Genomic DNA, 22,586 nt, shown 5'->3' with positions numbered 1-22,586 from the left:
GTTGAGTAATCTGGCAATTACTCGTGAGTACCGGATGTGTTCGGTGTCGGATGGCCGACACCCGTACTCTTCCGACATCCCCGCCGGGGACAGTTCCCCGCGACCGGGCCGGGCCCGGTCGCCGCACCGGGAGGCCGCCTGATGAAGCCGGGTCCACTCCCTTCGGTCGACGTGCCGGATCCACGCGGCCCGGCCGAGCCGCCGCGATGCGCCCCGCTCCCGACCCACCTCGGCGTGACCGAACCGGGCCCGGACGAGCCGCTCACCGTGGTCGCGGCCGGCCCGGCCGGCGCGGGCCGGCGCGAGCTGGTCGCCGGCCTGCTCGGGGTGCCGGCCGGGACGCTGGCCGTGCCCGTCGGCAGTCACCTGCTGGTCAACCACGCCAAGGTCGCCACCCGGGCGGCGTACGTCCCGGGCTACCGCCAGCCGCTCGCCTACGGCGCCGACCCGCTCGCCGCCGGTCCCGCGCTGGCCCGGCCGCCGCGCCGGGTCGAGCTCAGCCTGCCCGAACCGCTGCTGCGGCACTTCGCGGTGCTCGACACGCCGGACACCGCCGCCCTGGGGGTGGCCGGGGGCCGGGTGCTGCGGGACGCCGTGGGCCGGGCCGGCGCGCTGCTCTTCGTGATCGCCACCGACCAGGCGTTCAGCGCGGTCGAGCTGCACCTGCTGGCCGAGGTGGCGCGGGCCCCGGTCGAGGTGTTCTTCGTCGTCACCCCCGGCGTGACCGGCTGGGCGGCGCCGGCGGACGGCGCGACGGCGGAGGGCACGGGGGCGTCCGTGCCGTCGCCCGGCCCCGCCGGCCCGCCCGGCCCCGCCGGCCCGCTCGACCAGGTGGCGGTCTCCATCGCGGCCCACCGGGCGGTGCTGCTGGCCGCGGTGCCCGCGCTCGCCCCGGCCCGGTGGTTCCCGGCCCGCCGCGCCGAGCTGCCTAACCTGCGCCGGGCGCTCGTCGGGTGGGCCGCCGTCGAGGGGCTGCGGCGGGCCAGCGCCCGGCCGCCCGAACCGCCCGGCGCGCACGGCCGGGTGCCGGTGCTGGCCGGGGTCGAGCCGGCCGACCTGGCCGACCGGCTCGACCGCCAGGCCCGCTCCTGCGCCCAGCGGATCCGCCAGCACCTCGCGCTGGAGCTGGCCAACATCCACCTCCGGGTGGTCCAGGAGATCGTCTTCGGGGTCGGCTGCGCCGGCCTGCCGCGGTTGCTCGACCGCGAGCTGGAGGCGCTGTCGCTGCTCGCGACCGCGCAGTGCGACGAGGCGGTGCGCGGCATGGTCGACGACGCCGCCGCCCGGGTCTTCGGCGCGCCGCTCGCCGAGGGCGTACGCCGGCGGATCACCCGCGCCGTGCGCTGGGGCCTCGCCGACCATCCGGACGGCCGGGAGCTGGGCCGGGTGCTGCTGGTCACCAGCACCGCCGGGGTCGCCGCGCTGGCCGGCGCCGGCGCCCTGGACGCGCTGACCGGGCTGCCCGGCGCGGAACGCGACGAGGCGCTCCCGCCGGTCGGCGTGGCGCTCAACGGCGGCTGCTGGCAGCACTGGCGGGCGCCGGGCAACGACGATCCGAACGCCGCCCGGTCCTGGGCCCAGCGCGCCCTGCGTGAGGTCGAACTCGAACTGTCCCGCGAGGTGTCCCGCCGCTTCGAGGTGATCCGTCTCTCGCTGGGCGCGGTGCTCGCCGATGCTGTCGACCACGGCATCCTGCTGGCCTGAGGCCGGGGCCGCCGTGCGCCGCCCCGGGCCCGCGCACCCGGTCCGGGCGGGCGATCCCGACCGCCGCGCCGTTCCGGTTCATCGGTTCCCCCGATCCGGTGGCACGATGGGGGGCATGGCGGCTCCACAGGTTGCGCCGGTCGAGACGCCGGACACCGCAGAGGTGCCGGTCTCCGACCGGCCATGGGTGACCATCGTCTGGGACGATCCGGTCAACCTGATGACGTACGTGACCTGGGTGTTCCAGAAGCTGTTCGGGTACAGCAGGGAGAAGGCGGAGCAGCTCATGCTGGACGTGCACCACAAGGGCAAGGCGGTGGTCTCCAGCGGGGCCCGGGAGCGCATGGAGCACGACGCGGCGCAGCTGCACGCGTACGGGCTGTGGGCGACGGTGGACCGCTCATGAGCATGTTCCGTCGCCGGGGCGACCGCTACGTGGCCAGTTTCGCGGTCGACGAGGTGCGGGTGCTGCGCAAGGTCGCCTCCGAGGTGGTCGGGCTGCTGACCGACGGCTTCGACCACGGCGACCCGGTGGTCGGCCGGCTCTTCCCGGAGGTCTACCCGGACGACGACGCCGGCACCGCCGAGTTCCGTCGCTACACCGAGGGCGACCTGAAGACCGCGAAGATCGACCAGGCCGGCGCGATCCTCGCCGCGCTGCCCGACGGTGACGCGGGCGGCGAGGTGCGGCTGGACGCGGAGGCGGCGGAGGCGTGGCTGCGGGCGCTCAACGACGCCCGGCTGGCGATGGGCGTCCGGCTGGAGATCAAGGACGGCACCGACCTGGGTGAGGAGCTGGACGACGCGGTCGCCGCGGACCCGGCCTCGTCCCGGGTGTTCCAACTGTCGGTCTACGCCTATCTCGGATATCTCCAGGAGTCCCTGCTCAACGCGCTCATCGACTGAGTGGTGACGGCGGCCACCTCGCCGCCCGGGGCGGCCAGGCGCTAGTGTTGTCGGCGTGCTGAGCATCGACCGGTCGATCATCGACGCGATCGTGGCCCACGCGCGCCGGGACCACCCGGACGAGGCGTGTGGCGTGGTCGCCGGTCCCGCCGGCGGCGACACCCCGACCCGGCACATCCCGATGGACAATGCCGCCCGCTCGATGACGTTCTACGAGTTCGATTCGATGGAGCAGTTGCGGGTCTGGCGCGAGATGGACGACCGCGACGAGGAGCCGGTCGTCATCTACCACTCGCACACCGCGACGGAGGCCTACCCGTCCCGCACGGACGTCTCCTTCGCGGGCGAGCCGGGTGCGCACTACCTGCTCGTCTCCACCCGTGAGCCCGACACCGAGGAGATCCGCTCCTTCCGGATCGTCGACGGGGTGGTCACCGAGGAGCCGGTCGAGATCGTGGACGCCGCCGTGGACCCGAACGCCGTCCAGTCCTACATGTTCGGGCAGAGCCCGGCGACGGTCGACTACGAGTGTTCCGGCCGCTGAACCCCAGCGCCGGCACGCCCTTTCCTGCCCGTCACCTGGCACGACCCTGAACGAGGAGCACGAGACACCATGGCCATCGAGGTTCGCATCCCCACCATCCTGCGCAGCTACACCGGCGGCGCGAAGGTCGTCGAGGGCAGTGGCGACACGCTCGCCGACCTGCTCACCGACCTGGACTCCCGGCACGCCGGCCTGCGGGGCCGGCTGGTCACCGACGCCGGCGCGTTGCACCGGTTCGTCAACGTCTACGTCAACGACGAGGACGTCCGCTTCCTCGGCGCGCTCGACGCGAAGCTCAACGACGGCGACAGCGTGACCATCCTGCCGGCCGTGGCCGGCGGCGCGTTCGGCTTCGCCGCGGCGGCGGCGATCGCGTCGCACAGCGCCGCGGCGGCGGCGATCGCGTCGCACGCGGGGTCAGCGCGCGCCGTCGTCGTCCGCTAGGCGACCCGCCATGGCGCGGTACGACAGCCTGCTCGACGCCTCCGGCGGCACACCGCTCGTCGGTCTGCCCCGGCTCTCCCCGACCGTGCCCGACGGGGCGCCGCCGGTGCGGCTCTGGGCCAAGCTCGAGGACCGGAACCCGACCGGCAGCATCAAGGACCGCGCGGCCCTGTTCATGGTCCGTGCGGCCGAGGAGGCCGGCCGGCTCCGTCCCGGTGACACCATCCTGGAGCCGACCAGCGGCAACACCGGCATCTCGCTGGCCATGGTGGCGAAGCTGCGGGGTTACCGGCTGGTCTGCGTGATGCCGGAGAACGTCTCCACCGAGCGGGTGCAGCTGCTCCGGATGTACGGCGCGGAGATCATTTTCTCGCCGGCCGCCGGTGGCTCGAACCAGGCCGTCGCCACCGCCAAGCAGATCGCGGCCGAGCACCCGGACTGGGTGATGCTCTACCAGTACGGCAACGAGGCGAACGCCCGGGCGCACTACGAGACGACCGGGCCGGAGCTGCTGCGCGACCTGCCGGGCATCACCCACTTCGTGGCCGGGTTGGGCACCACCGGCACGCTCATGGGCACCGGCCGCTACCTGCGGGAGAAGGTCGACGGGATCCAGATCGTGGCGGCCGAGCCGCGCTACGGCGAGCTGGTCTACGGCCTGCGCAACATCGACGAGGGCTACGTGCCCGAGCTGTACGACGCCGGGGTGCTCTCCCGGCGCTTCTCGGTGGGCACCCGGGACGCGGTGCTGCGCACCCGGCAGCTCGTCGAGGTGGAGGGGATCTTCGCCGGCTTCTCCACCGGCGCGATCCTGCACGCCGCGCTGGCCGTGGCGCACGAGGCGGTCAAGGCGGGCCGCGGCGCCGACGTGGCGTTCGTGGTCTGCGACGGCGGGTGGAAGTACCTGTCCACCGGCGCCTACGGCGGCACGCTCGCGGACGCCGAGGACGCGCTGGAGGGGCAACTCTGGGCCTGACGGCCCGGTGGCGGTCCGGTCGGTGGGGACACACCGGCCGGATCGCCGCGATCTCCCGGATCCCGGACGTGTATGGGTGTCACGTTGATGACAACTTCCGGTAGATGATTCTTGCCCGACCGGGCCGCCGCGTAGGCTGCGCAGCGTGGCGAGCGCGTCGGTGGAGATCAACGGCGGGGCGGCTGCCGAGGCGTCGACTACCCACGGTGAGATCGAGGCAACCGGATGCGACTGACCGTCCTCGGCTGTGCGGGCAGCTTCCCGGGCCCCGAATCCCCCTGCTCCGCCTACCTCATGGAGGCCGACGGGTTCCGGCTCCTGATCGACTTCGGGGCGGGTTCGCTCTCCACGCTCCAGCGCTACGTCGGGCTGCACGCCCCGGACGCCGTCCTCCTCACCCACCTGCACTGCGACCACATGTTCGACGCGGTGTCGTACGTGGTGGTGCGCCGGTACGCCCCGGACGGCCCCTACCCGCCCCTGCCGATGTACGCGCCCTCCGGCGCGCCCGACCGGCTGGCCAGCGCGTACGGGCAGGAGGAGGGCTCGATGGAGGACGTCTACCAGTTCTACAGCCTCCAGCCGGGCACGTTCCCGATCGGCCCGTTCGCCGTCACCGTCGACCGGATGAACCACCCGGTCGAGACGTACGGGGTGCGGCTGGAGCACGGTGGCCGGGTGTTCTGCTACTCCGCCGACACCGCGCCGTGCGAGGCGCTGCTGCGGCTGGCCCAGGACGCCGACGTGTTCCTCTGCGAGGCCAGCTACCTGGACGGCATGGACAATCCGCCGGACCTGCACCTGACCGGCCGGGAGGCCGGTGAGGCGGCCACCAAGGCGGGGGTGGGTCGGCTGTTGCTCACCCATCTCGTCCCGGCGTGGGGCAGCGAGTCGCACACCGTGGAGTCGGCGACCGGGGCGTACGCCGGGCCGATCGAGGTGGTCCGGGCCGGCGCCGGCTACGACGTCTGAGCGACAGCCGGCCCGCGCGTTGCCGTAGTGTTCGCCGGCCGGTCAGCGGGTGGTCGCCTGCCGCATCCGTGCGGCACGCACGCTCGGGCCATGCGGATCGCCATCGTCACCGAGTCGTTCCCGCCGGATGTCAACGGCGTGGCGCACTCGGTCGTCCGGGCCGCCGAGCACCTGGTCGCCCGGGGCCACGAGCCGCTGGTCGTCGCGCCCGCCCCGGCCGGCGGCCGGCGTCGCCGGGCCGACCACCACGCCTATCCGGTGGTGCGTATCCCGAGCGTCCCCCTGCCCCGCTACCAGGGCTTCCGCCTCGGCGTGCCGCGCGTCGGGCTGACCGGCGCGCTGCTCGGGCACCGGCCCGACGTGGTTCATCTGGCCAGCCCTTTCGTGTTGGGCGCGGCCGGGGCGTCGGTGGCCGCCCGGCACGGCCTGCCCACGGTCGCGGTCTACCAGACGGACGTGGCGGCCTACGCCCGGGCGTACCGGGTGGGGTGGGGCGAGGCCGCCGCATGGCGGCGGATCCGTGAGATCCACAACTCCGCGCAGCGCACCCTCGCGCCGTCCACCCGCGCCGCGGCGGACCTGATCACCCACGGGGTACGGCGGATCTGGCTGTGGCGGCGGGGCGTGGACGCGGTCCGGTTCCACCCGGCACGGCGCAGCCAAACGCTCCGCGCGACGCTCGCGCCGGACGGCGAACTGCTGGTCGGCTACGTCGGCCGGCTCGCCCCGGAGAAGCGGGTGGAACTGCTGGCGCCGGTCACCGCCCTGCCCGGCGTGCGGGTGGTGGTGGTCGGCGACGGACCGGTGCGCCGGCAACTGGAACGCGCGCTGCCGGCGGCGCGGTTCCTCGGCGTACGGCGTGACGACGCGCTGGCCGAGCTGTACGCCAGCCTGGACGTGTTCGTCCACACCGGACCGCACGAGACGTTCGGGCAGACGCTCCAGGAGGCCGCGGCGAGCGGCGTGCCCGTGGTGGCGCCGGCCAGCGGCGGTCCGGTGGATTTGGTCGAGTCGGGGGTGACCGGGCTGCTGGTGCCGCCGGACGACGGCGCGGCGCTGGCCGCCGCCGTGGCCGAGCTGGCCGCCGATCCGGCGCGGCGGGCCCGGTACGGCGCGGCGGCCCGCGTCGCGGTGGCCCGGCGAAGCTGGGACGCGGTCGGTGACGAGCTGATCGGGCACTACGAGGCGGTGCTGGCCGGCACGCCCGCCGCCGGTCGGCTCCCGGCGTGACCGGGGCCGGTCCCCGCCCGGTCCGCATCGTCCGGCTGGCCAACTTCGTGACGGCGCGCTCCGGCGGGCTGCGGACGGCGTTGCGGCAGCTCGGCGCCGGCTATCTGGCCGCCGGTCACGAACCCGTGCTGGTGGTCCCCGGCGCGCGTCCCTCGGACCGCATGCGTCCGTGGGGGCGGGAGATCGCGCTGCCCGGACCGGAACTGCCCGGCACCGGCGGCTACCGGGTGCTGTCGGACCGGCGGGGGCTGGCCCGGCTCCTCACCGACCTGGCCCCGGACCGGATCGAGGTCTCCGACCGCAGCACGCTGCGCTGGACCGGCCGCTGGGCGCGGGAGCACGGGGTGCGCTCGACGATGGTCTCGCACGAGAGCCTGACCGGGCTGCTCGGTCAGTGGGGGATGCCGGCCGGGCTGGCCCGGCGGACCGCCGACCGGCTGAACCGCGAGACGGCACGGCGGTACGACCGGATCGTCTGCACCACCGGCTGGGCCGCCGAGGAGTTCGTCCGGTTGGGCGGGCCGCCGGTGGAGCGGGTGCCGCTCGGTGTCGACCTGGACACGTTCCATCCCCGTCGCGCCGACCCGGCGCTGCGGGAACGGTACGCCGACGACTCCGAGGTGCTGCTGGTGCACTGCGCCCGGCTCTCCGTGGAGAAGCGTCCCGCGCTGGCGGTGGCCGCGCTGGCCCGGCTGCGACGTGCCGGCGTACCGGCGGTCCTGGTGCTGGCCGGTGACGGGCCGCTGCGGCCGGCGCTGACCCGGTGGGCGGCGGGCCTGCCGGTGCACTTCACCGGTTTCCTGCCGGACCGGTTGGCGGTGGCCGCGCTGCTGGCCAGCGCGGACGTGGCGCTCGCACCGGGGCCGGTGGAGACGTTCGGCCTGGCCGGGCTGGAGGCGCTCGCGTGCGGCACGCCGGTGGTGGCGAACGCGGCGAGTGCCCTGCCGGAGGTGATCGGCGCGGGCGGGCTCGCCGCGTACGGCACCCCGGCGGCGTTCGCCGTCGCGGTCCGCCGGCTGCTGGACCGGCCGGCGGCGGAGCGCCGCGCCGCCGCGCGGGCCCGCGCCGAGGAGTTCGGCTGGCCGGCCGCGGTGGCGGGTTTCCTCCGCGCGCACGGCGTCGACCCGCCGGAGCGCTGACCGGCCGGCGGCACCCGTGGGCGGCGCGATCGGCGCACCGCATAGGGTGCAGGCATGGCGCGACCTGACGGGCGGCGGCCCGACCAACTCCGACCGGTGACCCTGACCCGGGGCTGGAGCACCCACCCGGAGGGCTCGGTGCTCGTGGAGTTCGGCGCGACGCGCGTGCTCTGCACGGCAAGCGTCACCGAGGGGGTGCCCCGCTGGCGCAAGGGCTCCGGGCTGGGCTGGGTGACCGCCGAGTACGCGATGCTGCCGAGGGCCACCAACACCCGCTCCGACCGGGAGAGCGTGCGGGGGAAGATCGGCGGTCGCACGCACGAGATCTCCCGGCTGATCGGTCGTAGCCTGCGCGCCTGCGTCGACCTCAAGGCGTTGGGCGAGAACTCCGTGGTGCTCGACTGCGACGTGCTCCAGGCCGACGGCGGCACGCGCACCGCCGCGATCACCGGCGCGTACGTCGCGCTGTACGACGCGGTGACCTGGCTGGCCGAGCGCAAGGCGCTGACCGGCAAGGTGGCGAAGGTGATGCACCGTTCGGTGTCCGCGGTCAGCGTCGGCGTGATCGGCGGCGAGCCGATGCTCGACCTCTGCTACGCCGAGGACGTGACCGCCGAGGTGGACATGAACGTGGTCTGCACCGGCACCGGCGACTTCGTCGAGGTGCAGGGGACGGGCGAGGCCGGTGTCTTCGCCCGCGACCAGCTCGACGCGCTGCTCGACCTGGGCGTGGCGGGCTGCCTGGAACTGGCCGACGCGCAGCGGAAGGCGCTCAACCTGTGACCGACAACAAGGTGCTCCTGGCCACCCGCAACCGCAAGAAGCTCGTCGAGTTGCAGCGGATCCTGGACGGCGCGCTCGGCGCCCACCGGGTCGCCCTGCTCGGCCTCGACGACGTCGAGGAATATCCCGAGCTGCCGGAAACCGGCCTCACGTTCGGCGAGAACGCGCTGATCAAGGCGCGGGAGGGCTGCCGGCGCACCGGCCTGCCGACCATCGCCGACGACTCCGGCATCGCGGTGGACGCGCTGGGCGGCATGCCCGGCGTGTTCAGCGCCCGCTGGTCCGGCCGGCACGGCGACGACCGGGCCAACCTCCAGCTCCTGCTGGACCAGGTGGCCGACGTGCCGGACGAGCACCGTGGCGCGGCCTTCGTCTGCACGGTGGCGTTGGTGCTGCCCAGCGGCAAGGAGCACCTGGTCGACGGCCGGCAGCCGGGCCGGCTGCTGCGCGCGCCCCGGGGCGAGGGCGGCTTCGGCTACGACCCGGTCTTCCTGGGCGACGGGCAGGAGCGGACCAACGCCGAGCTGACGCCCGAGGAGAAGGACGCGGTCAGCCACCGCGGCAAGGCCCTGCGGGAGCTGGCCAAGCTGGTCGCCAAGGTGCTCCCGCCGGCCGGCTGACGGCGCGATGCCCGTCCCGCCCCCGGACCCCGGCCGCTGATCCACGGAAAGCGTGGCCATTCGACGTCGAATGGCCACGCTTTCCGTGAATCAGCGCGAACCAAGAGCGGGCGTCAGGCCAGGGGGCCGGTGGTTCGCTCGATCGCGGTGCGCAGGTGGGGGCCGGCGATGACGGCCCGCGCCGCCTCCATCAGCGGGGCGAGGAACACGTCCGGGCCGGGCTCGCCGATGGTGTCGCCGAGCGCCTCCAGCGCGGCCCGGCCGGCCGGGGACGGCTCCAGCGGCGCGCGGAGCTGGAGCCCGCGTACCGCCGCCAGCAGCTCCACCGCGAGCAGGCTGGTCAGGTTGTCCAGCACGGTACGCAGCTTCTTGGTGGCCGCCCAGCCCATCGAGACGTGGTCCTCCTGCATGCCGCTGGTGGGCAGCGAGTCGACCGAGGCGGGGGCCGCCAGCCGGCGGTTCTCCGCGACGATGCCGGCGGCGGTGTACTGGGCGATCATCAGCCCGGAGTTCACCCCGGCGTCGGGGGAGAGGAACGCCGGCAGGTCCCGGTTGCGGGCCACGTCGAGCAGCCGGTCCACCCGCCGTTCGGCGATCGCGCCCACCTCGGCGGCGGCGATGGCCAGGTAGTCGGCGGCGAAGCCGAGCGGCGCGCCGTGGAAGTTGCCGGTCGACTCGACCCGCCCGTCGGGCAGCACCACCGGGTTGTCCACCACGGACGCCAGCTCCCGGCCGGCGACCACCTCGACGAAGTCCAGCGTGTCCCGGGCCGCGCCGGCCACCTGCGGCGCGCAGCGCATCGAGTACGCGTCCTGCACCGCGTGGGCCAGGTCGTCGCGGTGCGAGTCCATCACCGCCGAGCCCTGGAGCAGCCGGTGGATGTTCGCGGCCGACGCGGCCTGGCCGGGGTGCGGGCGGATGGCGTGCAGCTCGGGCAGGAACGGCCGCTCCGAGCCGAGCATCGCCTCGATGGCCAGCGCGGCGGTCACGTCGGCCATGGCGAACAGGTGCCGCGCGTCGGAGACGGCCAGCAGCAGCATGCCGAGCATGCCGTCGGTGCCGTTGATCAGCGCCAGCCCCTCCTTGGCGGCCAGTTCGACCGGGCTCAGCCCGACCCGGCGCAGCGCCTCGGCGGCGTCGAGCCGTTCCCCGGCCGGGCCGAGCACCCAACCCTCACCGAGCAGCACCAGCGCGCAGTGCGCCAGCGGCGCCAGGTCACCGGACGCGCCCAGCGAGCCGTGCTCCGGCACCCACGGGGTGATCTCGTGGTTGAGCAGGTCCACCAGCGCCTCGGCGACCAGCGGGCGCACGCCGGAGCGGCCGAGCGCGAGCGAGCGTACCCGCAGCAGCATCATGGCCCGCACCACCTCGCGGGGCATCGGCGCGCCCACCCCGGCCGCGTGCGAGCGGATCAGCGCGTGCTGCAACTCGGCCCGCCGCTCGGGAGCGACGAACGTGTTCGCCAGCGCCCCGAACCCGGTGGAGACGCCGTACACCGGGCGGCCGGCGGCCTCGATGCCGTCCACGATGGAGCGGCTGGTGGCCATCGCCTCGACGGCGGCGGGGTCGAGCACGACCTTGGCGGTGCCGCGGGCGACCGCGAGCACGTCGGCCGGGGAGACCCCGGTGGACAGGATGGTGACGGTGGTCATCGTGGCACTCCGTTGTGCAGAACCTGACGGATCAGTGGCACCCCCGGCCGGTAGGCCAGGTGCAGGTGGGTCGGGGCGTCGAGGATGACCAGGTCGGCCCGGGACCCGGGGGTCAACCGCCCGACGTCGGTGCGGCGCAGCGCCGCCGCCCCGCCGGCGGTCGCGGCCCACACCGCCTCCGCCGGGGTCATCCGCATCTCGCGTACGGCGAGCGCGACACAGAACGGCATCGACGAGGTGTACGACGAGCCGGGGTTGCAGTCGGTGGCCAGCGCCACGGTGACGCCCGCGTCGAGCAGCCGCCGGGCGTCCGGGTAGGGCGACCGGGTGGAGAACTCGGCGCCGGGCAGCAGCGTGGCGACCGTCTCCGAGCCGGCGAGCGCGTCGACGTCGGCGTCGGACAGGTGGGTGCAGTGGTCCACGCTGGCCGCGCCGAGTTCCACCCCGAGCCGGACGGCCGGCCCGGGGCCGAGCTGGTTGGCGTGCAGCCGGACGCCCAACCCGACCGCCTGCCCGCAGGTGAGGATCGCCCGTGCGTGGTCGGCGTCGAACGCGCCCCGCTCGCAGAACACGTCGATCCAGCGGGCGTACGGCGCGGCGGCGGCCAGCATCGGCCCACACACCAGGCCCACGTAGTCGTCGGGGCGGTCGGCGTACTCGGCGGGGACGACGTGCGCGCCGAGGAACGTGGTGTCCTCGGTGAACTCGGCGGCGATCCGCAGCGAGCGGGTCTCGTCGGCGACGGTCAGGCCGTACCCGCTCTTGATCTCGACGGTGGTGGTGCCCTGCCGCCGCATCTCCGCGCGCAGCCGGCCCACGGTGGCGCGCAGGTCGTCGTCGGAGGCGGCGCGCGTCGCGCCGACGGTGGTTCGGATGCCGCCGCCGGTGTAGGGCTCGCCGGCCATCCGGGCGGCGAACTCGGCGGCCCGGTCGCCGGCGAAGACCAGGTGGGCGTGGCTGTCCACGAAGCCGGGCAGCACGGCCGCGCCGTCGGCGTCGATCCGCCGGGCGGCGGCCGGCGCGTAGCGGGCCGGCCCGACCCAGGCCACCTGCCCGTCCTCGATGAGCACGGCGGCGTCGCGGCGCACGCCCAGCGGGTCGCCGCCCCGGCCGTCGTTGGTGACCAGCTCACCGATGTTGTCGATGAGAAGGGTGCCGATCACGACGTGACCGCCGCGATCGAGTCCCGGAGTTCGGTGGGCACGTCGACGGTCAGGTGCCGGCCGTCGGCCACCACGGTCCGGCCGTCCGCCACGACGTGCGTCACGTCGGCGGCGGTGGCCGCGAAGAACACGCCGACCGGCGGCACCCCGGCGGTGCGGGCGCTGTCCAGTCGTACCGTCACCAGGTCGGCCCGGTCGCCGACGGCGAGCCGGCCGGCGTCGCCCCAGCCCAGCGCGGCGTGGCCGGTCACGGTGGCGGCGGCGAGCAGCTCGGCGGCGGCGAAGTGCCCGCGTCTGCGGGTGCGCAGCCGTTCGTCCAGCTCCACCGCGCGGGCCTCCTCGAACAGGTCCACCACGGCGTGGCTGTCGCTGCCCAGGCTGAGCGGGCTGCCCGCCTCGGCGATCCGCCGGGCCGGGCCGATCCCGTCGGCCAGGTCCCGTTCGGTGGTGGGGCAGAGGCAGACCCCGGTGCCGCTGTCGCCGAGCAGCGCCACGTCGGCGGCGGTCGGGTGGGTGGCGTGCACGGCGGTGGTGTGCCGACCGAGCACGCCGTGGTCGGCCAGCAGCCGGGTGGGGGTGCAGCCGTGCACGGCCCGGCAGGCGTCGTTCTCGGCCGGCTGCTCGGACAGGTGCACGTGCAGCGGCAGCCCCTGCCGGTCCGCCCAGCCGGCCACGGTGGCGAGCTGCCCGGCCGGCACCGCGCGGACCGAGTGCACGGCCGCGCCGCGTCGCACGTGGGTGTCGGTCGGGCGGAACGCGTCGACCCGTTCCGCCCAGCGCAGCGCGTCGCCGTCGCCGAACCGGCGCTGCGGGCCGGCCAGCTCCGCGCCGTCCACGCCCGCGGTCAGGTACGCGGCGTCCAGCAGCGTGAGCCGGATCCCGGCGTGCGCGGCGGCCTCCACCAGTGCGGCGGACATCGCGTTCGGGTCGTCGTACGGGGTGCCGCCGGGGCCGTGGTGCAGGTAGTGGAACTCGCCCACGCAGGTGATCCCGGCGAGCGCCATCTCCGCGTACGCGGCGCGGGCCAGCGCCAGGTAGGAGTCGGGGTCGAGGCGCGCGGCCACCTCGTACATCAGGTCCCGCCAGGACCAGAAGTCGCCCCGGCCGTCATGGGTGCGCCCGCGCAGCGCCCGGTGGAACGCGTGCGAGTGCGTGTCGGCCAGGCCGGGCAGCGTCAGCCCGGGCAGCCGCACGGCGTCCACCGCCACCCCGGCGGCCGGCGGGCCGCCCGCGGTCAGCGGCGTGACGGCGGTGAGCCGCCCGTCCGTCGCCTCGATCAGCACGTCCGGCGTGGGTTCGGCGTGGTCGGGCAGCCAGGCGTACTCGGCCAGCCAGCGGGTCAGCGGCATGCCAGCTCCTCCAGCACCCGGGCCAGGGCGGTCACCCCGGCCGCGCAGTCGGCGTCGGTGGCGGACTCGGCCGGGGAGTGCGACACCCCGGTCGGGTTCCGCACGAACAGCATCGCGGTGGGCAGGTGCGCGGCCAGCACCCCGGCGTCGTGCCCGGCGCCGGTCGGCAGCACCGGCGCGTCGAGCAACTCCACCAGCCGTTTCGCCAGCCCGCCGTCGAACGCGACCAGCGGGGTCGCCGACTCCCGGGTGCAGGCCAGCGTGGTGCCGTCCCGGCCGGCCCGCTCGGTGGCCTTGACGCGTACCGCCTCGACCAGGCCGTGCAGCGTCTCCGCCTCGGCCGCCCGCGCGTCCAGCCAGCCGGTGACCCGGGACGGGATCGCGTTGGTGGCGTTCGGCTCCACCGACACCCGGCCCACGGTGGCGTGCGCGTCGCGCAGCCGGGCCTCCTTGTTCGCCGCGAGCACGGTGAACGCGTAGGTGAGCATCGGGTCGCGCCGGTCGGCCATCCGGGTGGTACCGGCGTGGTTGCCCTCGCCGGTGAAGTCGAACCGCCACCGGCCGTGCGGCCAGATGGCGGACGCCACCGCGACCGGCGCGTCCGCGTCGACCAGCGCGCGGCCCTGCTCGACGTGCAGCTCCACGAATGCCGCGAAGCGGCCGAGCAGCGCCGGGTCGGCGCCCGCCGGCCGCTCGCCCAGCGCCTCGGCGAAGCTCACCCCGGCCTGGTCGCGCAGCCCGGCCGCGCGGTCGACGTCGATCTCGCCGGTGAGCAGCCGCGACCCCAGGCAGGGTACGCCGAACCGGGCGCCCTCCTCCTCCACGAACGCGGCCACCACGACGGGCCGGTCCGGGGTGGTCCCGCCGGCCCGCAGCTCGTCCACGGCGAGGAACGCGCTGACGATGCCGAGCGGCCCGTCGTACCCGCCGCCGTGCGGCACCGAGTCGAAGTGGCTGCCGGTGAGCACCGCGCCGCCGGCCGCCGGGTCGCCCCACCAGGCGAACAGGTTGCCGTTGCCGTCCTCGCTGACCGGCATTCCCCGCCGGTCGGCCTGCTCCCGGAACCAGCCGCGCAGCCTGCGCTCCGGCTCGGTCAGCGCGTACCGCAGGTAGCCGCCGCTGCCGGCGTCCCGCCCGATCGGCGCGATCTCCGCCCACAGCTTCCGGAACCTGTTAATGAGGGGCCCTTCCTCTACCGAATGCGTTAACAAGGGGACCCTCCTTACGCCTCGGCCATGGGGACGCGGACGCCGGTGCGTTCCGCGACCTCGCGGGCGTCGTCGTAGCCGGCGTCCACGTGCCGGATCACGCCCATCGCCGGGTCGTTGGTGAGCACCCGCTCGATCTTCTGCCCGGCCAGGGCGCTGCCGTCGGCCACGCAGACCTGCCCGGCGTGGATGGACCGACCGATGCCCACCCCGCCGCCGTGGTGGATGGACACCCAGGACGCGCCGCTGGCGGTGTTGACGAGCGCGTTGAGCAGCGGCCAGTCGGCGATCGCGTCGGAGCCGTCGGCCATCGACTCGGTCTCCCGGTAGGGGCTGGCCACGCTGCCGCAGTCCAGGTGGTCCCGGCCGATCACCACCGGCGCGCTCAGCTCACCGGAGGCGACCATCTCGTTGAACCGCACCCCGGCCCGGTCCCGCTCGCCGTAGCCGAGCCAGCAGATCCGGGCCGGCAGGCCCTGGAACGCGACCCGCTCGCCGGCCATCCGCATCCAGCGCGCGAGCGACTCGTTCTCCGGGAACAGGTCGAGGATCGCCCGGTCGGTGGCGGCGATGTCGCGCGGGTCGCCGGAGAGCGCCGCCCACCGGAACGGGCCCTTGCCCTCGCAGAACAGCGGCCGGATGTACGCCGGCACGAAACCGGGGAAGTCGAACGCCCGCTCGTACCCGCCGAGCTTCGCCTCGCCCCGGATCGAGTTGCCGTAGTCGAACACCTCCGCGCCCGCGTCGAGGAAGCCGACCATCGCCTCGACGTGCTTCGCCATCGACGCCCGCGCCCGGTCGGTGAACTCGGCCGGCTTGGCCGCCGCGTAGTCCCGCGCGTCGTCCGGCTCCACCCCCTCCGGCAGGTACGACAGCGGGTCGTGCGCGCTGGTCTGGTCGGTCACGACGTCGATCTCGACGCCGCGCGCCAGCAACTCGGGGAAGACGGTGGCCGCGTTGCCGACCACGCCGACGCTGAGCGCCCGGCGGTCCCGCTTCGCGGCCAGCGCGCGGGCGACCGCGTCGTCGAGCGAGTCGGCGATCTCGTCCAGGTAGCGGTCGTGCGCCCGCCGCTCCAACCGGGTCCGGTCCACGTCGACGATCAGGCAGACGCCACCGTTCATGGTGACCGCGAGCGGCTGCGCGCCGCCCATGCCGCCGCAGCCGGCGGTGAGCGTCAGGGTGCCGGCCAGGCTCCCGCCGAACCGTTTGGCGGCGACCGCGGCGAACGTCTCGTAGGTGCCCTGGAGGATGCCCTGGGTGCCGATGTAGATCCACGACCCGGCGGTCATCTGCCCGTACATGGTCAGGCCGAGTGATTCGAGGCGGCGGAACTCCGGCCAGGTTGCCCAGTCGCCGACCAGGTTGGAGTTGGCCAGCAGCACGCGCGGCGCCCACTCGTGGGTGCGCATCACCCCGACCGGCCGGCCGGACTGCACCAGCATGGTCTCGTCGTCGCGCAGCTCGGTGAGCGTCCGCACCAGCGCGTGGTAGGACGGCCAGTCCCGGGCCGCCTTTCCGGTGCCGCCGTAGACCACCAGGTCCTCGGGGCGCTCGGCCACCTCCGGGTCGAGGTTGTTCATCAGCATCCGCAGCGCGGCCTCCTGCGGCCACCCCTTCGCGGTGCGTACGGTGCCGCGGGCGGCGCGGACGGGCTGGTGCATCTCGTACTCCTCTCAGCCGAGGAACAACTGGCGGCGGGCGGCGGACGACTCGAACGCCTCGAGCCGGGCCTGGGTCTCGGCCGGGGCGGCGTCGCAGATCGCCTGCAACACCACCATGGCCAGGGTCATCGGGGCGGTGTGCAGGTCGAAGACGAGGTCGGTGCCGACCGCGGCGGGCAGCACCACGTCGGCGTGGTCGACGGCCGGGCTGACCGGGGAGTCGGTGATGGCCACGACCGTCAGCCCGGCGTCGCGGGCCTCACGCAGCGCGGCCAGCGTCTCCCGTGGGTAGCGGGGCAGCACGAATGCGAGCAGCGCGGTGGCGCCGGCCGCGACGGCCTGTTCGACACGGTCGGCGAGCAGGCTGCCGCCGTCGTCGAGGACCCGCACGTCCGGGTGCACCTTCGCGGCGAAGTACGCGAAGTACGCGGCCAGCGGTGCCGCGGCGCGCAGCCCGAGCACCGGCAACGGGCGGGTGGCCGCCAGCAGCTTGCCCACCTCGGCGATCCGGTCGGCGTCGGCGAGTTGGCCGGCGAGCCGGTCGAGGTTGTCCATCTCGGCGTGCACCGCCCGTTGCAGCGGGTTCCCGGTGTCGGCCGGCTCCGCCGCCCCGGTGGCGGTCAGCTCCCGCAGCCGGCGGCGCAGTGCGGGGTAGCCGTCGTGCCCGAGCGTCATCGCGAACCGGGTCACCGACGGCTGGCTGACCCCGGCCAGCTCGGCGACCTCCGCCGCGGACAGGTACGCCGCCGCGCCCGCGTGGCGGACCAGGCAGTGCGCGATGCGGCGCTGGGTCGGGGTGAGGCGGACGCCGTGGAAGAGGTCGAGCAGTCGGTCGGCGCTGGACGCACCGTTTTCATTCACCCGCCGACTCTATGCATGAAAACTTTCACCTGGCAAGACCGGCGGTTTCGAAACTTTCCCTGGTCGGAGCGGTGCGGGCGGGATGGACGAGGAGTGAGCACCCTTCGACCGCTTGTGCGGGGTGATGGGGATCTATAGCGTGCACCCTGTCTTGTCTCGCTTCCACGGGGGTTGCCGTGACTGCACGGTCGATGCATGCTGCCCAAGTCCGGGCCAAACGCCAGAGCGCACCATGGGCTCGTCGATTCGCCGTCGGGCTACCGCTCGTTCTCGTTGCGACGACGACAGATCCGCTCGCTCCTTGAGGCGGCTCAAGTTCTCGCGTATCTCTACGCCGACTCGGAGGAAGCGTTCTTCGTTCGGTCGGGATTCTTTCGCGGAAATGTCAAAAGCCTGGTGACCGGGCGGTCGGCCGCGGTCGCCGACATCAATCCCTGATTACGTGCGGCGAGTGGATGCCGGACCCTGTTCTGGCCATGATTGGAGCTTCGAATGAAAATGTTGCGCTGGGCTGCGGTGGCGGTGGTCACCGCCGGTGGTGCCGTGGCAATTCCGGCCACGATGTCGACGGCGGCCGACACTCCGCCCTCCCTTGAGGAGGATTTCAACTACCCGGGCGCCGCCAAGATCCTGGCGGACCACGGCCTGAAGCTGTTCAAGGGTGACGGCCACATCGTGTGGGCGGCCACCCGTCCGGTGGAAGACGACATCCAGTGCGCCACGGGTGAGATCCAGGTGGAGCAGATTCCCGGCGTTTCCGGCTTCTACCACTGCTTCAAGGTGCTGGGCCCGACGGGCTACCTGACCCTGGAAATTCCTGGGACCTTCGGTGTTCGGGCCGGCGCCGAAACCGTCGTGGCGACCGCGAAGCTGCCGGCGGGTGAGAAGGAGTTCACGATCCCGCCGAACCAGCCGGTGCCGATCACTCCGGGCGACGGCAGTGGCCTGCCGACGGCGATCCTGGTCGAGTTGCGGGTCAACTGACAAAGAGCACCGAATGGCGGGCCGTTGCCGAAAGGGCTGCGGCCCGCCATTTGGGTCGTGCCGACCCTTGTGGATGATGGTGTTCGTCGATAATGTTTCGACTGTCCTGTCTCGCTTCCACGGGGGTTGCCGTGACCGCACGGTCAATGCGCGCTGCGCTTTTCAGAAATAGTCGTCTGTCGCCTGGCTGGGTGCGGCGTGTCGCCGTCACGACAGCGCTGGTGCTCGTTGGTTCGCTCGTGCCGGTGACGCCGGCGAGCGCCGAGGACGAGGAGTACCCCTGGGACCCGGCGGTGGCCCGGGAGGTGCTCGTCTACTACGTCACCGAGGGGACTCCCTCGGTGAAGCGGGCCGCGGCGGAGATGCTGCTCGCCGACGACGCCGCAGTCCGCGCGTTCGTCGAGGGCGGGGTGGACGAGGCGTACGCCGCTGACGCCCGGGCGGCGGCGGAGTCGCTGGCGTCGATGGATGGTCCCGCGATGCGGGCCGGTGCCTTGCAGGCCCTGGCCGGAACGCCGGCGGACGTCCAGGCGTTCGTCGACGGCGGCTGGCGCGCGTCGTGGGCCTCCGACGAGCGGGTGCGGGCCTACCGGCTGCTGGAGTCCGGCGGCCCGACGGTGCGGGCCGCCGCGCAGAAGGCACTCGACGGCACATCGGAGGAGCTGACCGAGTTCCTCGCCGAGGGGCGGGACGCCGCGCTGATGGCGGACGACCGGCTGGCAGCGACCCAGATGCTCACCGGCGGGGCCAACAACTCCGGCCCGGTGCTCAACACCGCGGCGCAGCAGGCGCTGGCGGGTACGGCGGACGACCTGCGCGAGTTCATCACGGCCGGCCAGTTCGTGGCCCGCGCGCGGGACAAGGAACTCGCCTCCATCCGCAGCCTCACCGAGCAGGCGAAGCAGGCCAGCGAGACCACCGCCCGGGAGTCTCTTGCCGCGACGGAGGCGTCGAACCGGGCGGCGAACGCGGCCGAGGAGGCCAAGAAGGCGGCCAAGACGGCGGCGGACGAGACCGCTGCGGCGGGCGGCGCCGCGAGCAAGGCCTCCGCTGCGGCCGGCCGAGCCGCCGACGCGGCGGACGGCGCCGCCGACGCGGCCCGGGACGCGGTGAGCGCCTCGAACGCCGCGATGCGGGCGGCGCGGGTGGCGTCGGACGCGGCCCGGAAGGCGACCACTGCCGCGTCCCTGACCGCGCAGGCCGCCGCTCGGGCCCAGCGGGCCGCGGCGGATGCCCGGACGGATGCGGGCAAGGCGGCGGCGGCTCGGCAGGCCGCGCAGCAGGCCCGCGACGCGGCCCGCAAGGCACGCGAGCTCGACCAGGTACGGGCCCAGCGGGACCGCGCGCTCGCCCAGGCCAAGTCGGCCAGCACGGCGGCGAAGGGCGCGAGCGCCAACGCGGACATCGCGGCGGCGGAAGCTCGGCGGGCCGGCTCCCAGGCCGGCGTCTCCGAGGCGCAGGCGAAGCGGGCGCGGGATGCGGCTGCGCGTGCGCAGGCGCAGGCGGCGGCGGCGTCGCGGGCGGCGGATCGGGCGTATGCGTTGGCGCAGGCGGCGGCGAAGGCGTCGGATGAGGCGTTCGAGTTCGCGCGGCGGGCGGCGGTGCATGCGGAGGCGGCGGCTGATGCGGCTGATGCGGCTGCGGCTGCGGCGGGTGATGCGGCGAAGGCGGCGGTGGAGTCGGCGAAGCATGCGGCGGCTGCGGTGTCGGCGTCGAACACGGCGGTGGAGGCGGCGAACAAGGCTGTCGAGTTGGAGCGGTTGGCGCGTGAGGAGGATGACGCGCGGTTGGCGGAGTCCACCGAGCAGGGTGTGTTGGCGGCGCAGGACGCGCGGGCGTTCGAGCAGGCGAAGAACGCCGCGGTGGGTGATGTGGTGGCGTGGAACCGTAAGTTGTTGTGGGACACCGCGGAGGAGGATCGGGTCGATCCGGCGACGCGGCAGTTGCTGACCGAGGCGACCGCGTCAGGTGTCTCCACGGAGGTCATGCTCGACCGTGGCCGCCGGGCCGCGATCAACCTGCTGACCACCGGTGGCGAGCACACCAAGGCGTCCGCGTCGGCGGCCCTGACCGGTGGTGAGGTGGAGCTGCGGTCCTGGTTGACGGATGGTCGTCGGGTCGCGGTGGGTCAGGATGACCGGGTGCGGGTGTGGCGCCTGGTGGACACGTTGCCGGACGGGAATGAGAAGTCGGCGGCGCAGGCGGCGTTGGCCGGTGACGACGCGGCGGTGCAGGCGTTCCTGCGGACGCGGAACTACACGGGCAAGGCGACGGCTGATCGGTTGGCGGTCTACCGGATTTTGGAGACGGCCGGGCCGACGCTGAAGACGGCTGCGGAGCAGGCGTTGGCGGGGACGAACGCGGATCGGCATGAGTTCCTGCGGTCGGGTCAGTATGCGGCGCGGACGGCTGACGACCGGCTTGAGGTCTATCGGGTCATCGATGCGGGTGGGCCGCAGGTGAAGGCTGCCGGACAGGTGGCGTTGGCGGGTCCGGCGTCGTACATCTCGTATTTCCTGACGGCGGGTCGGTATCAGGCGGCGCAGCGGGATCAGGAGCAGGCCGCGCATGTGGCGGCGGTGCAGGCGTTGATCGCGGAGGCGCAGCGGTACGCGCAGAGCGCGGTGTCGGACGCGGCGGAGGCGAACCGGGTCGCGGCGGTGGCGGCGGGCAAGGCGGCGGAGGCGCAGACGTACGCGCAGCAGGCCGCGGCGTCGGCGAACAAGGCGGCGCAGTACGCGACCGACGCCAACAACTCGGCGGTCGCGGCGAAGAACTCCGCGGATCAGGCGGCGCAGTCGGCCACGACGGCGCGGAACGCGGCGAACTCCGCCCAGGCCAGCGCGAACCAGGCCGCCCAGTCCGCCGCGACGGCGGGTGCGGCAGCGAAGCGGGCCCGCCAGGACGCTGCGGGGGCCGCGCAGGCGGCCAGGGAAGCCCGACAGTCGGCGAAACAGGCCGGTGCCGACGCCGCCGCCGCGAACCAGGCGGCCCGGGAAGCGGAGCAGATCTACAACACCAAGCTGAAGGAGTGGGAGGCCGCCCAGCGGAACACCGCGCCGGGCAGCGCCTGGGACGGGGACGGTACCGCACTGGACCAGCACCGGACCTGGAGCTGCATGGTGCAGCCGTCCCAGCTCACCGCGGAGTGCGCGAAGGTCTACATCGACTTCGCCGACGCGCTCGTCCGGCCCAACAAGTGCACCACCGCCGGGCTGAACACCGGACCCGGCTGCGAGATGGTCGACGACATCAAGGAGTTCGTCAAGGACAACCCCGATCTCATCCTCGACGTCGTGCAGCTCGTCCTCATGGTGTGCGGCCTCGTGCCGGCCTACGGCGAGGCGTGCGACGGGGTGGACGCCGGCATCTCCTTCGCCCGGGGCGACTGGGTGGGCGGCGTGCTCTCCGGGCTCAGCGCGATCCCGGGCGCCGGTTGGGTGCCGGCCGGGATCAACATGGGTCGGCTCGGGGACAAGTTCCGCGACGCGTGGCGGGTGTTCGACGAACTCGCCAAGAAGTGCGACGCCGTGCCGAACAGCTTCGCGCCGGGCACCAAGGTGCTGCTCGCCGACGGTAGCCGCAAGGCCATCGAGCGGCTGCGCGTCGGCGACGAGGTCCGGTCGGCCAACGCACTGATGGGTGTCTCGGCCAACGGCCGGGTGATCGAGACGATCACGGGCTCCGGCACGAGGGTGCTGGCGGACGTCACGGTCGACACCGATGGCGACCGAGGCACCGGAACCGCGACGATCACCGCTACCTGGAACCACCCGTTCTGGACGGCCGACAGCCGGGCCTGGACCAGGGCCGGCGAGCTGCGCCGAGGTCAGTCGCTGCTCACGCCCGGGGGTCAGCAGGTCGAGGTCGAGCAGGTCAGCACCCGCACCGAGCGCACGACGGTCTACAACCTGAACGTCGCCGACCTGCACACCTATTACGTCTTCGCCGGTGACGCCCCAGTGCTCGTGCACAACTGTGGCAAGATCGATATTGACGACGGTATTCAAGGTGCGCACCCGAAGGAGCACATCGGTAAGTCGGACGACTACCTGCGCGACCGGGCCCCGACTCTTCCCAACGGCCAGGCTTCCGCGCTGTTCAAGGAATCCGCGCAGGAGACCGTGGACGCCGTGGTGGCGGCCAACCTTCAGAAGATCAACGATTGGATGGCCAAGGCACCGCAGGGCGACCAGCGGAACTTCAAGCTGAAGTTCACGGACAAGAGGGGGCGGATCGCCTACGCCGACGGCACCGTCAAGGACGCGTACACGGTGGAGGTCCGCCTGAAGAAGATCCCCGCCCAGTCAGGGCACAAGGGTAAGTGGGTGCTCTACACGATCGTCGCCTACTAGGGTCTGACAGGTGGGGGTGGAGTAGCTGCGCA

General features: G+C 74.0%; 20 protein-coding genes. 14 read left to right on the top strand and 6 right to left on the bottom strand.

Annotation, left to right across the window (positions count from 1 at the left end):
* Positions 1-234: 234 nt before the first annotated feature.
* From VKK44_RS22600 to rdgB, 11 genes are all read left to right on the top strand, one after another.
* On the top strand, positions 235-1,704 hold the full coding sequence (locus VKK44_RS22600; protein ID WP_343443223.1) for a hypothetical protein: 1,470 nt from the start codon (positions 235-237) through the stop codon (positions 1,702-1,704).
* Between the two features lie 115 nt (positions 1,705-1,819).
* The gene (gene clpS, locus VKK44_RS22595) at positions 1,820-2,110 is read left to right on the top strand and encodes an ATP-dependent Clp protease adapter ClpS (RefSeq protein WP_343443222.1); all 291 of its coding nucleotides are present in this window, start codon (positions 1,820-1,822) and stop codon (positions 2,108-2,110) included.
* Positions 2,107-2,610 carry a DUF2017 domain-containing protein gene (locus tag VKK44_RS22590; protein WP_343443221.1) on the top strand — a complete coding sequence of 168 codons (504 nt, stop codon included), beginning with the start codon at positions 2,107-2,109 and terminating at the stop codon, positions 2,608-2,610. Before clpS ends, VKK44_RS22590 begins: the two co-directional genes overlap by 4 nt.
* A 55-nt stretch (positions 2,611-2,665) precedes the next feature.
* The gene (locus VKK44_RS22585) at positions 2,666-3,154 is read left to right on the top strand and encodes a M67 family metallopeptidase (protein ID WP_343443220.1); all 489 of its coding nucleotides are present in this window, start codon (positions 2,666-2,668) and stop codon (positions 3,152-3,154) included.
* A gap of 69 nt (positions 3,155-3,223) precedes the next feature.
* On the top strand, positions 3,224-3,598 hold the full coding sequence (locus VKK44_RS22580; RefSeq protein WP_343443219.1) for a MoaD/ThiS family protein: 375 nt from the start codon (positions 3,224-3,226) through the stop codon (positions 3,596-3,598).
* A gap of 10 nt (positions 3,599-3,608) precedes the next feature.
* Positions 3,609-4,574 carry a PLP-dependent cysteine synthase family protein gene (locus tag VKK44_RS22575; protein WP_343443218.1) on the top strand — a complete coding sequence of 322 codons (966 nt, stop codon included), beginning with the start codon at positions 3,609-3,611 and terminating at the stop codon, positions 4,572-4,574.
* A gap of 225 nt (positions 4,575-4,799) precedes the next feature.
* Positions 4,800-5,546: an MBL fold metallo-hydrolase gene (locus VKK44_RS22570; protein ID WP_343443217.1), complete on the top strand. Its 747-nt coding sequence runs from the start codon at positions 4,800-4,802 to the stop codon at positions 5,544-5,546.
* Between the two features lie 90 nt (positions 5,547-5,636).
* The gene (locus VKK44_RS22565) at positions 5,637-6,776 is read left to right on the top strand and encodes a glycosyltransferase family 4 protein (protein ID WP_343443216.1); all 1,140 of its coding nucleotides are present in this window, start codon (positions 5,637-5,639) and stop codon (positions 6,774-6,776) included.
* Positions 6,773-7,915, top strand: coding sequence for a glycosyltransferase (locus tag VKK44_RS22560; protein WP_343443215.1), 1,143 nt, complete (start codon positions 6,773-6,775; stop codon positions 7,913-7,915). The genes VKK44_RS22565 and VKK44_RS22560 overlap by 4 nt, the downstream gene beginning before the upstream one ends.
* 54 nt (positions 7,916-7,969) lie before the next feature.
* Positions 7,970-8,698, top strand: a complete 729-nt coding sequence (gene rph / locus VKK44_RS22555; RefSeq protein ID WP_343443214.1) for a ribonuclease PH — start codon at positions 7,970-7,972, stop codon at positions 8,696-8,698.
* Positions 8,695-9,318 (top strand): RdgB/HAM1 family non-canonical purine NTP pyrophosphatase, encoded by a 624-nt coding sequence (rdgB, locus tag VKK44_RS22550; protein ID WP_343443213.1) that lies wholly within the window; start codon positions 8,695-8,697, stop codon positions 9,316-9,318. The genes rph and rdgB overlap by 4 nt, the downstream gene beginning before the upstream one ends.
* A gap of 113 nt (positions 9,319-9,431) precedes the next feature.
* Here rdgB and hutH read toward each other — a convergent pair whose 3' ends face one another.
* The 6 genes from hutH to VKK44_RS22520 are packed head-to-tail and all read right to left on the bottom strand — an operon-like array spanning position 9,432 to position 17,215.
* Positions 9,432-10,970 (bottom strand): histidine ammonia-lyase, encoded by a 1,539-nt coding sequence (gene hutH / locus VKK44_RS22545; protein WP_343443212.1) that lies wholly within the window; start codon positions 10,968-10,970, stop codon positions 9,432-9,434.
* Positions 10,967-12,130 carry an imidazolonepropionase gene (gene hutI / locus VKK44_RS22540; protein ID WP_343447860.1) on the bottom strand — a complete coding sequence of 388 codons (1,164 nt, stop codon included), beginning with the start codon at positions 12,128-12,130 and terminating at the stop codon, positions 10,967-10,969. Before hutI ends, hutH begins: the two co-directional genes overlap by 4 nt.
* Positions 12,130-13,476 carry a formimidoylglutamate deiminase gene (locus VKK44_RS22535; RefSeq protein ID WP_343447859.1) on the bottom strand — a complete coding sequence of 449 codons (1,347 nt, stop codon included), beginning with the start codon at positions 13,474-13,476 and terminating at the stop codon, positions 12,130-12,132. The genes hutI and VKK44_RS22535 overlap by 1 nt, the downstream gene beginning before the upstream one ends.
* Positions 13,473-14,693, bottom strand: a complete 1,221-nt coding sequence (locus VKK44_RS22530; RefSeq protein ID WP_343443211.1) for an allantoate amidohydrolase — start codon at positions 14,691-14,693, stop codon at positions 13,473-13,475. Before VKK44_RS22530 ends, VKK44_RS22535 begins: the two co-directional genes overlap by 4 nt.
* 11 nt (positions 14,694-14,704) lie before the next feature.
* Complete coding sequence (gene hutU, locus VKK44_RS22525; protein ID WP_343443210.1) at positions 14,705-16,354, bottom strand: urocanate hydratase; 1,650 nt, start codon at positions 16,352-16,354, stop codon at positions 14,705-14,707.
* A gap of 12 nt (positions 16,355-16,366) precedes the next feature.
* Complete coding sequence (locus VKK44_RS22520) at positions 16,367-17,215, bottom strand: MurR/RpiR family transcriptional regulator (RefSeq protein ID WP_343443209.1); 849 nt, start codon at positions 17,213-17,215, stop codon at positions 16,367-16,369.
* A gap of 195 nt (positions 17,216-17,410) precedes the next feature.
* On the opposite strand from VKK44_RS22520, the gene VKK44_RS22515 reads away from it, so the two are divergent.
* The 3 genes from VKK44_RS22515 to VKK44_RS22505 all read left to right on the top strand — a co-directional run bounded on the left by VKK44_RS22515 (position 17,411) and on the right by VKK44_RS22505 (position 22,554).
* A complete protein-coding gene (locus VKK44_RS22515; RefSeq protein WP_343443208.1) occupies positions 17,411-17,653 on the top strand; it encodes a hypothetical protein in 243 nt (80 codons plus the stop codon).
* Positions 17,654-17,707: 54 nt separating this feature from the next.
* Positions 17,708-18,199 (top strand): hypothetical protein, encoded by a 492-nt coding sequence (locus VKK44_RS22510; RefSeq protein ID WP_343443207.1) that lies wholly within the window; start codon positions 17,708-17,710, stop codon positions 18,197-18,199.
* A 146-nt stretch (positions 18,200-18,345) separates the two neighbouring features.
* Complete coding sequence (locus VKK44_RS22505) at positions 18,346-22,554, top strand: polymorphic toxin-type HINT domain-containing protein (protein WP_343443206.1); 4,209 nt, start codon at positions 18,346-18,348, stop codon at positions 22,552-22,554.
* The last annotated feature ends 32 nt before the right edge of the window (positions 22,555-22,586 follow it).

It is taken from the genome of Micromonospora sp. DSM 45708 (assembly GCF_039566955.1).
Lineage (GTDB): Bacteria > Actinomycetota > Actinomycetes > Mycobacteriales > Micromonosporaceae > Micromonospora.
The sequence above is the reverse complement of the archived record's forward strand: the minus strand, read 5'-3'. Positions and strand labels throughout refer to the sequence as shown.

Excerpts from the sequence above, each read along its gene's own strand:
- clpS (WP_343443222.1), top strand. The coding sequence starts at position 1,820 with ATGGCGGCTCCACAGGTTGCGCCGGTCGAGACGCCGGACACCGCAGAG.
- VKK44_RS22590 (WP_343443221.1), top strand. The coding sequence starts at position 2,107 with ATGAGCATGTTCCGTCGCCGGGGCGACCGCTACGTGGCCAGTTTCGCG.
- VKK44_RS22580 (WP_343443219.1), top strand. The coding sequence starts at position 3,224 with ATGGCCATCGAGGTTCGCATCCCCACCATCCTGCGCAGCTACACCGGC.
- VKK44_RS22575 (WP_343443218.1), top strand. The coding sequence starts at position 3,609 with ATGGCGCGGTACGACAGCCTGCTCGACGCCTCCGGCGGCACACCGCTC.
- VKK44_RS22570 (WP_343443217.1), top strand. The coding sequence starts at position 4,800 with ATGCGACTGACCGTCCTCGGCTGTGCGGGCAGCTTCCCGGGCCCCGAA.
- VKK44_RS22565 (WP_343443216.1), top strand. The coding sequence starts at position 5,637 with ATGCGGATCGCCATCGTCACCGAGTCGTTCCCGCCGGATGTCAACGGC.
- rph (WP_343443214.1), top strand. The coding sequence starts at position 7,970 with ATGGCGCGACCTGACGGGCGGCGGCCCGACCAACTCCGACCGGTGACC.
- hutH (WP_343443212.1), bottom strand. The coding sequence starts at position 10,970 with ATGACCACCGTCACCATCCTGTCCACCGGGGTCTCCCCGGCCGACGTG.
- hutU (WP_343443210.1), bottom strand. The coding sequence starts at position 16,354 with ATGCACCAGCCCGTCCGCGCCGCCCGCGGCACCGTACGCACCGCGAAG.
- VKK44_RS22515 (WP_343443208.1), top strand. The coding sequence starts at position 17,411 with ATGCTGCCCAAGTCCGGGCCAAACGCCAGAGCGCACCATGGGCTCGTC.
- VKK44_RS22510 (WP_343443207.1), top strand. The coding sequence starts at position 17,708 with ATGAAAATGTTGCGCTGGGCTGCGGTGGCGGTGGTCACCGCCGGTGGT.
- VKK44_RS22505 (WP_343443206.1), top strand. The coding sequence starts at position 18,346 with ATGCGCGCTGCGCTTTTCAGAAATAGTCGTCTGTCGCCTGGCTGGGTG.